Below are 8568 nucleotides of genomic sequence, written 5' to 3' on the forward strand. Positions count from 1 at the left end.
CAGCGTGGGCAGATATTGGGGACTTTACTTTCCAAGGCAAGTAATTACAAGACAGCGGCGCTAGAATGCACTAAGGGATTTCAGCTAGACCGCCATGACCACCCCCGACCTTGCATTGCTACTTGAGCAGGCCCAGCGCCAGGTCTCGCGTGCACTCGATCGCACCCTCGGCGAGGTCGGAGCATCGGCAGAGCAATGGCGCGTCCTCGAGCGTCTGGCTGACGAAGAGGGGCGTTCGATTGGTGAGCTGGCCCAGAACCTGTCGATGAATCCGCCAACAATGACCAAGCTCATCGATCGAATGGTGGCAGGCGGATTGGTTCAACGTATTGTTGACGCCGAGGACAATCGTCGAGTCCTGGTGGTGATCACGGATGCAGGTCTCGACCTGCACAAGAAGCTCTCTGCCAAGGCCTCTGAATTCCACGCGGATCTTGCCGAGTCATTCAGCGCTCGCGAGACAGCCCAACTGAGCAAGCTCCTCGGGCACCTCGTCTCTCTCCGCCGCTGATCTTTCGCGGCAGGTTTATCGGCATTGCCGTGTCTTCTGCATCAGTACCAATCCAAGACAAAGCGCAGGGGCAAAGGTCAACCGATAGCGTTGGTGTTGACTCGCACGCCAGCGGACTTGGCGCAGTGTTTCTAGATGCCCGCATCGTTCAAGCCGTCATTCGGCGTAGCTCCTTGATCGGCATGCTGTCCTCGTCCTGTCGTAGGAAGACGCCGTGCGCCACGGTGACGGTGAGGCTGCAAACAAGGTCGGCATCGGTCCCCTGGCCGCTTGCCAGAGGGGATGGAATGCGGCATCCACCGCCGCCAGCACGGGGGGTCGGGCCGGGGTGACCCCACGCTTGAGCGAGACGCCGCAGCAGGATTTTTGCAAGGTGCTCGAGGCCCGCCGGTTGTTCTGGCTGCCTCGCGCACCCGACCAGCACGCACAGAACTTCAACATCGGATTGTTCGCTCACACCATGCCGCTCTCCTGGCGCTCACCGCTCTTGATTCATTTACCCCAAGCCGGCCTCGGAATTCGAGGAGGTTCCGACATAGGCCCGGGGTGTTTGCTATCGTGAACTTAGAGTCTCGATCGCGACGTTCGCAGGTAATGCAGACACGCTGCTGCATCCTGGGAAGCGCAATGAGCCACCGCGCTTCGCAAACATCCCCGCCATCAGAACTCACTACCAAGCGATCGATAGCGATCGCCTCCTACAGAGCATTCGTTACCGTGAAGGACTCTTGATGAAGTGGTTGGACAACTCGATCATGCGGCAGCGGGGCGTATCCCAAGGCCGAACGCCCGAAACGCACACATTGACAGAGGCAATACAGGGCAAATACCACTACACCATTGGTCCGTACTCGGAGCCTGTGCTCAAGATCCGTCCTGGCGACCGTGTGGTGGTAGAGACACGCGATGCCTTCGAAGGGAAGGTCAAGTCCGAGCAGGACCTTCCATCGCGAGTGCTGAGCATGCCGTTCGTGAACCCTCAGAACGGACCCATCGTGGTCGAAGGGGCCAGCAAGGGCGATGTGCTGGCCGTCTACATCGAGAAGATGTCGCCGCGCGGCGCCAACCCGCGCGGCACCTGCGCCATGATTCCGCAGTTCGGCGCGCTCAGTGGTACTTCACTCACCGCATTGCTGGCGGACGACCTGCCGGAGATCGTGCGCAAGGTGGACGTGGACGAGGAGGGCGTGTACTGGAGCAAGCGCGTGACTCTGCCCTACCGCCCGCACATCGGCACACTCAGCTGCAGCCCCGAGATCGATTCGATCAACACGCTGACCCCCGATTCACACGGAGGGAACATGGATCTCCCCGACATGGGACCGGGCAGCATCACCTACCTACCGGTGCGCACCGAGGGCGGGCGCCTGTTCATCGGTGACGCGCATGCTTGCCAGGGCGACGGTGAGGTCTGTGGCACCGCGGTGGAGTTCGCGAGTACGACGACGATTCAGGTCGACCTGATCAAGGGCTGGCAGCTGGAATGGCCGCGGCTCGAGAACGAAGCCATGATCATGGCCATCGGTAGCGCGCGACCTCTCGAGGATGCCACCCGCATTGCCTACAAGGAATTGATCCTGTGGATGGAAGCCGAGTACGGCTATGACCGATGGGACGCTTACATGATGCTCAGCCAATGCGGGCAGGTGCGCTTGGGCAACTTCGTCGACCCCAAGTACACCGTGGGGGCCGGCATCAGCAAGAAGTACCTCGAACTCGCCTGAACACAGCCCGTTTCAAACCAACCAGGAGAAGATATGGATCTCGGACTGAAGGGCCTCAGGGCTGTTGTCACCGGCGGCACCAAAGGCATAGGGCGCGCCATCGTCCAGACCCTAGCCGCGGAGGGCGCTCACGTGGCCTTCTGCGCCCGCAACGCCGAGGAGGTGGCTCAAGGAGTCAAGGAAATCGCCGGCAAGGGCGTGAAGATCTCCGGGCGTGCGGTCGACGTTGCAGACGGACCCGCGCTGACCCAGTGGGTGAACGATGTTGCTGCAGAGTTTGGTGGCATCGACATCGTGGTCGCCAACGTCAGTGCGCTTGCCATCGCCACCGACGAATCCGCTTGGCAGCGCGGGTTCGAAGTGGACATGATGGGCACGGTCCGGTTGGTTAACGCGGCCATGCCTTACCTGGAGAAAAGTGGTAAAGCCTCGGTGGTGACCATCTCCAGCGTGTCCGGCAGAGAGATCGACTTTGCCTCTGGCCCTTACGGCGCGTTCAAGGCGGCGATCGTCCACTACACGCAAGGCCTGGCCTACCACCTGGCTGGCAAAGGGATACGGGCCAACACAGTCTCACCCGGAAACACCTACTTTGCAGGCGGCGTGTGGCACCAGATTGAAACCAGTAACCCCGATTTCTTCAAGATGGCACTGGGGATGAACCCGACCGGGCGCATGGGCACACCTCAGGAAATGGCAAATGCCGTCGCGTTTCTGGCAAGCCCGGCCGCCAGTTTCATCACCGGGACGAACCTTGTGGTCGATGGCGCGCTGACGAAAGGCGTTCAGCTGTAACTGGAACGCCTTTGGGGCAGCGCACCGAAAGATAGTAATCGCCGCAACGTTTGCTGTCCCGCCGATCCTCGGGCGCGGCAGCAAGCTGAGCGCGATGTAGCTGCCACCGTCCGGCCGCCCCTGACGCCTGGGGTGTAGCCCCCTACGCCGAGACCAAGCCCCCGCAAACACCCAACGGTCGCAAAAGCCCGGCTCTCAATCTGTGGGGGCTAGAAGGGTGCTATCAACGGGCTACAAATGGGCCAAAACTAAAAGGCGCTTGTTTCCGAGGGCCTCATCGACAAGCAAGCGCTTGGCTTTTTTGTCGCGGAGGCTTACTCCAGCTTGGGAATTAAGCGTCCTAGGCGTCAAGCACCAGAACATTGGATCGGCATCGAGAGACGCAGATCATCATGGATTTGTTCGCCGCGCGCTCGCTCTCGGTGAGGATGCTATCGCGGTGTTCCACGTCGCCCGCGAGAACGCGCGTTTCGCAGGCGCCGCATAGGCCTTCGCGGCAACTGTGGTCAGGTGACAGACCTGCTTCCAGCATTGCATCCAGCACCGAGCAGTCGGCACGTACCTCAATATGCCGCTCGCTGCGACGCAATTCCAAGGTGAAGGTCGCGGCCTCGATCGATCCGGTCAGTGTCGGCACAGCCGCGAAGCGTTCGATATGCGCGTTTGGACATCCCAAGGCCTCACAGGTCGAGAGGAAGGCGTCCAACATGGGCCCAGGGCCACAGGCATAAAAGTGGTTCTCTGGCACGTATTGGGACAATCGATCGCGCAGGTCTGGCGGACCGCCCGCCTCGTCGTCGAAGTGCCAGTGCACACGCAGCGTATGTGAGCCGAGGTCGTTCAATCGCTCGACGAACGCTGCATCGGCTCGCGAACGGACGCAATAAATGAGATCGGCCGTGTGGCCCAGTACAGACAGGCGCTCCAGCATGCACAAGATGGGCGTGATGCCGATACCGCCGGCCACGAACACCGAATGCCTGGCCGATTCGTGCAGAGGGAAGTTGTTGCGCGGCGCCGAGATGGTCAGCAGCTGGCCCACGCGCAACTGCTCATGCACAAAGGCTGAGCCGCCGCGGCTCTTGCGGTCCTTGAGCACGCCGACCACGTAACGCCCAGCCTCGCCGGCCGGATTGATTAGCGAGTAACTGCGCACGAGGCCGTTGCTCATGTGTAGGTCTATGTGCGCTCCAGCCTCGTGCGGCGGGAACACCACACCCGCATGCTCGGGGCGCAGTTCGACGCTAACCACGTCCCGCGCCTCGTAGCGCAGACAATGGACGCGGGCCTTGAGCGTGGCAGTCGTCATCGCCAATCCCTCACATGATGTGCAGGCCGCCATCCACCATCAGCGTGGTGCCGGTGATAAAGGAAGCCTCGCCCGAGACGAGCCACAGGATCGGCCAAGCAATTTCCTCCGGGCGCGCCCAGCGTCCTATGAGCGAGGTGTCCTTGCGTTCGGTACTGAGCTCTTCCACGCTCTTGCCCGCCGCCGAAGCGCGGCCCACGTGAAAATCGGTCAGCGTGGAGCCTGGGCACACCGCATTGACGCGCACACCGTGTACCGATTCCTCGAACGCCAGGGTGCGCGTGAAGGCCAGTTGCCCGGCCTTGGTGGCGTCGTACAGCGCCATACCCTTGCGGCCGGTGACGGCGTAGCACGATGACACGTTGACGATGGCGCCCGCACCCGAACGGCGCAGCGCCGGCAGCGCCGCTTGGCAGTAGTTGGACATGCCCGCCAGGTTCACCGACACGATGGCCTGCCAGTCGGCAGGAGACACGTCGGCCGCTAGCAGGTAGTTGCGCATGGCAGCGTTGTTCACCAGCGCGTCGAGCGAACCCCATGCTTCCAGGCACTGCGCCACGGCAGCCTGTGCGCCCGCAAGGTCAGACACATCTGCTGCGATGCCCATCACGCGCGCCTCGGGCTGTGCCTCGAGGATCGTCGCACGCGTGCGCTCCAGTGCTTGCGCGTCGGCGTCTACCATTGCCACCGCCGCGCCCTCGCGGCAGAACAGGGCGGACGCGGCCGCGCCGATGCCAGCGCCCCCGCCCGTGATCATGGCCACCCGGCCGGCCAGTCGCAACGATCCCATGCCGCCCTCAGTCCAGCTTGACGCCAATGTCTTTGACGACCTTGCCCCAACGCGTGGTTTCCGAGGCGATCCATCGGCTGAATTCGCCGGGCGTGCTGGCCACCACTTCGAACTCCATCTCGTGCAAGCGGGCCTGGATCTCGGGCGATTTGAGGATTTTCACCATCTCTTCGTTGTAGCGCTGGATGATGTGGGGCGGCGTGCCCGCTGGCGCGAGGAACCCGATCCACGAGGTTGCCTCGAAGTCTTTGAGACCCGATTCCGACAGCGTGGGGACGTCCGGCGTGCTGGGGAAACGCTTGAGGCCCGTGCTGGCCAGCAGGCGCAGCTTGCCTTCCTTGACGAAGCCCTGCACGTTGCCCGGCACAAAGAACCCCGTCTGGATCATGCCCGCCACCAGATCTGACACCGCGGGTGCGGCGCCCCTGTAGGGAATGTGTGTGATGTTGAAGCCTGCTTCTGATTTCATCATCTCCATCGTCAGGTGCGAGGCGCTGCCCACCGAAACCGAGCCGTAGTTCAGCTTCTCTGGGGTCGTCTTGGCGATAGCGATGAAGTCTTTCACGTTGGTGATGCCAGTGGCCGGGTTCACCACCAGATACTGCGGCGCCTTCACCGCGAGCGTGATGGGCGCCAGATCCTTCTGCGGATCGAACGGCATCTTGCTAAAAAGGCTCACGTTGATAGCCAGCGGCCCGTTGTAGCCCACCAGCAGATTGTGGCCATCGGGCGTTGAACGCACGACATCCAGCGTACCGATATTGCCGCCCGCGCCACCCTTGTTCTCCACCACGAACGGCTGACCGAACACCTCCTGCAGCTTAGGCGCCACCAGACGTGCCAGCACGTCGTTGGTGCTGCCCACGATGGGCACCATGATGCGCACGGGCTTGCTGGGCTTCCAGTCCGCCGCGTTCTGCGCCCAAGTGGGGCTGGCGGCGGCAACACCCAGCAGGGCGGCTGCGAGAAGGGATCGGCGTGGGAACATGTCTTGTCTCCTATGGTTGGTGTGTGTGGCCGGCTCGGGCCCTTACAGAGTGAAAACCGGCTTCTCGATGCTGTTGGCCAGATGCTCTTTGGCCCACTCGACCGGGTTCTGCTCCTTGGGCAGCAGGACGCCGGCGGGCCGCACCCGCTGCTGGCTGGCGTCCAACGCGGGAGGATTGATGCCCTGTTCAATGCCCGTGGCGGCTTCCGCAAGCATTCGACGCGCCATCACGATGGCCTTATCGGTGGGCAGCAGTTGCTCGGCCTCGTGGTTTTGTATCGGACCCATGCTCTCCTGCAGGGAGTAGTCCTGTGCGGAGAAGCCGAAGACACCGCTGTAGGAGCGCTTCTCGCGCTGTGCCACACGGTCCATCAGGTAGTCGTTATCGCGGTTAGCCTTGGGGATGAAGCTACCCGGGGCCTCGTACTCCACGTGGATGCCCTGACCCGCCTCCATAGCTGAACGCTCTTCGTCGGTCAGCGGACGGAAGGGCTGCCAGTTGATGCTCCACGCCCAGCAATGGTGGTCGTCGATGGGGACCCACACGTGGCCACCCAGTGCGTGCTCGCCGAAAGGCGCGATCAGCGTGAACCAGGGGAACAGCCACTGCGTGACGCGCCAGTAGTAGGAATCGGGCTCGCCATTGCGACGGCCGAACAGGCCCAGGCCATAAGGCGTTTTTTCGATCTCGAATACCACGTTGCCATCGGCCTTGATGTAGTCGAGCGCCTTCACGCCCTGGTGCATCGGGTCGGTGTCCACCTCGTAGCGGTGCACGTAGGACACGTGCGCGGTGTCGATGCCGCCCTCCATCGCCTGCAGCCAGTTGCTGTACTGCAGACGCTTGGACACGTACACGTGGCTCTCGGGCAGCGTGCACCACTCGATTTCGGGCGGGGCGGGCTGGTGTTCGGCCGGACCCATGTACGCCCAGACAATCCCGCCGCGCTCCACGCAGGGGTAGCCCTTGATGTGCATGCGTGCGCACGACTGGGGCGAAGACGGCACGTCCACGCACTTGCCGTCGCCGTCGAACTTGACGCCGTGGTACGCGCAACGGATGCCGTTTTCTTCGTTGCGACCGAAGTACAGCGATACGCCACGGTGCGAGCAGAACTCACTGATCAGGCAGGCGCGGCCCTCCGTGTTGCGAAAGGCCAGCAGCTTTTCGCCCAGCAGTTGCACGCGCACCTGCGGGCCGTCGGCTTCGGCGATTTCCCTCGATGCGAGTGCGGGCACCCAGTAACGGCGCAGCAGTTCGCCCATGCGGGTGCCAGGACCCACGCGGGTCAGGGTCTCCGACATTTCCTTGTTCATCGCTTGTGTCTCCACATGAAACCTGTCCTCCTGATGGACAGTTGACTCATTATGTGGACATACTTGATCTATGTCAACAGCCGAACATCATGTCCACCAGATGGACAATTCGGTTGCGTAACATCGACAATCGCCGAGTTGTCAGGAGTACAAACCATGGAAGCGGCTGAAAAAGCAGGGGAAGGTGTCCGCGCAGTGGACAGGGCGCTGGACATCCTGATGGCCTTCACGGCAACCGACCACCGCTTGACAGCTGGGGAACTGGCCCGGCGCGTGGACCTGAGTCGCCCCACGCTGTACCGACTGCTGCGCACGTTGGAGCACAAGGGCTTCGTCGTGTCGTCGGGAGAGCCGCAGCGCTTCGAGCTGGGTCCTTCGGTGGCCAACCTGGCGCACGTGTGGGGCGCAGGTCTGGACATCGCTTCAGTGGCCCAACCGATGATGAGCCGCCTATGGGAGGAGACCGGTGAGACTGTGTCTCTGTTGGTTCATCAAGGCCGCAACCGAACTTGTGTGGCCGAGTTGCCAAGTGCGCAACCTTTGAGCTTCAAGCGCGGAATCGGCTACAGCACTGACGTGACGCTGGGAGCGAGCGGCCGCGTGATCCTCGCGCACACACCACTACCCGAGATGTACCTGCAAGGTGAGCACGCATCCCATATTGACGTCGCGAGCTATCTGCGGCAACTCGAGTCAATAAGGGAGCGGGGATACGAGATTAGTCGTGATGAGCTCATTAAGGGCGCTGTGGCTGTCGCTGTCCCCTACTTCGATAGCAGTGGCCGCGTAAAGGGTTCTCTGGCTGTGTTCGGGCCGAGCGTTCGAATGGACGCGCAGCATGTTGACGCCTGTGTTGCCTTGTTGAAGGTAGAGGGCGCACGATTGTCAGCTGCACTAGGCTACGTTCAGGGTCATTCAGTGGGGCGCCCAGTTTGATCAGGCTGCTGCAAGTTTCAACGACACCTTGTTTGACAAGATCTGAAACCGACTTCAGTGCATCCAAGTAAGGGCGTGTCCGAATTTTTGTGTGTGAGGCGCCGGAAGACTTGTCCACGGTGTCGCTCGTCGCTTGCGACGAACGAGCGACGCGGTGGTCAAGTCGCTGCCGCATGTTACGCGGCGGGTCGGGTGAAG

At 62.0% G+C, this 8568-nt stretch carries 9 protein-coding genes; 4 read left to right on the forward strand and 5 right to left on the reverse strand.

Annotated elements, in window-relative coordinates; all coding sequences use genetic code 11:
* Positions 1-94 precede the first annotated feature (94 nt).
* A complete protein-coding gene (locus M3149_RS21315; protein ID WP_251711389.1) occupies positions 95-511 on the forward strand; it encodes a MarR family winged helix-turn-helix transcriptional regulator in 417 nt (138 codons plus the stop codon).
* A gap of 148 nt (positions 512-659) precedes the next feature.
* On the opposite strand, the gene M3149_RS21320 is transcribed toward M3149_RS21315, so the two are convergent.
* Positions 660-968, reverse strand: a complete 309-nt coding sequence (locus tag M3149_RS21320; RefSeq protein WP_251711390.1) for a hypothetical protein — start codon at positions 966-968, stop codon at positions 660-662.
* 274 nt (positions 969-1242) lie between these two features.
* Here M3149_RS21320 and M3149_RS21325 point away from each other — a divergent pair, with 274 nt between their 5' ends.
* Both M3149_RS21325 and M3149_RS21330 read left to right on the forward strand, forming a co-directional pair.
* Entirely contained in the window at positions 1243-2235 is a 993-nt protein-coding gene (locus M3149_RS21325; protein ID WP_251711391.1) for an acetamidase/formamidase family protein, read from the forward strand.
* A 33-nt stretch (positions 2236-2268) separates the two neighbouring features.
* A complete protein-coding gene (locus M3149_RS21330; protein WP_251711392.1) occupies positions 2269-3030 on the forward strand; it encodes an SDR family NAD(P)-dependent oxidoreductase in 762 nt (253 codons plus the stop codon).
* A 340-nt stretch (positions 3031-3370) separates the two neighbouring features.
* Here M3149_RS21330 and M3149_RS21335 read toward each other — a convergent pair whose 3' ends face one another.
* Genes M3149_RS21335 through M3149_RS21350 form a run of 4 tightly spaced genes read right to left on the reverse strand, consistent with a single transcriptional unit; the run spans position 3371 to position 7434 of the window.
* Positions 3371-4339: a PDR/VanB family oxidoreductase gene (locus M3149_RS21335; protein ID WP_251711393.1), complete on the reverse strand. Its 969-nt coding sequence runs from the start codon at positions 4337-4339 to the stop codon at positions 3371-3373.
* A gap of 10 nt (positions 4340-4349) precedes the next feature.
* Positions 4350-5129 carry an SDR family NAD(P)-dependent oxidoreductase gene (locus M3149_RS21340; protein ID WP_251711394.1) on the reverse strand — a complete coding sequence of 260 codons (780 nt, stop codon included), beginning with the start codon at positions 5127-5129 and terminating at the stop codon, positions 4350-4352.
* A gap of 7 nt (positions 5130-5136) precedes the next feature.
* Positions 5137-6117, reverse strand: a complete 981-nt coding sequence (locus tag M3149_RS21345) for a Bug family tripartite tricarboxylate transporter substrate binding protein (protein ID WP_251711395.1) — start codon at positions 6115-6117, stop codon at positions 5137-5139.
* A 42-nt stretch (positions 6118-6159) separates the two neighbouring features.
* Positions 6160-7434, reverse strand: a complete 1275-nt coding sequence (locus M3149_RS21350; RefSeq protein WP_251711396.1) for an aromatic ring-hydroxylating dioxygenase subunit alpha — start codon at positions 7432-7434, stop codon at positions 6160-6162.
* Positions 7435-7590: 156 nt separating this feature from the next.
* On the opposite strand from M3149_RS21350, the gene M3149_RS21355 reads away from it, so the two are divergent.
* Positions 7591-8370 carry an IclR family transcriptional regulator gene (locus M3149_RS21355; RefSeq protein WP_251711397.1) on the forward strand — a complete coding sequence of 260 codons (780 nt, stop codon included), beginning with the start codon at positions 7591-7593 and terminating at the stop codon, positions 8368-8370.
* The last annotated feature ends 198 nt before the right edge of the window (positions 8371-8568 follow it).

This window comes from Hydrogenophaga intermedia, from assembly GCF_023715105.1.
GTDB lineage: Bacteria > Pseudomonadota > Gammaproteobacteria > Burkholderiales > Burkholderiaceae_C > Hydrogenophaga > Hydrogenophaga intermedia_A.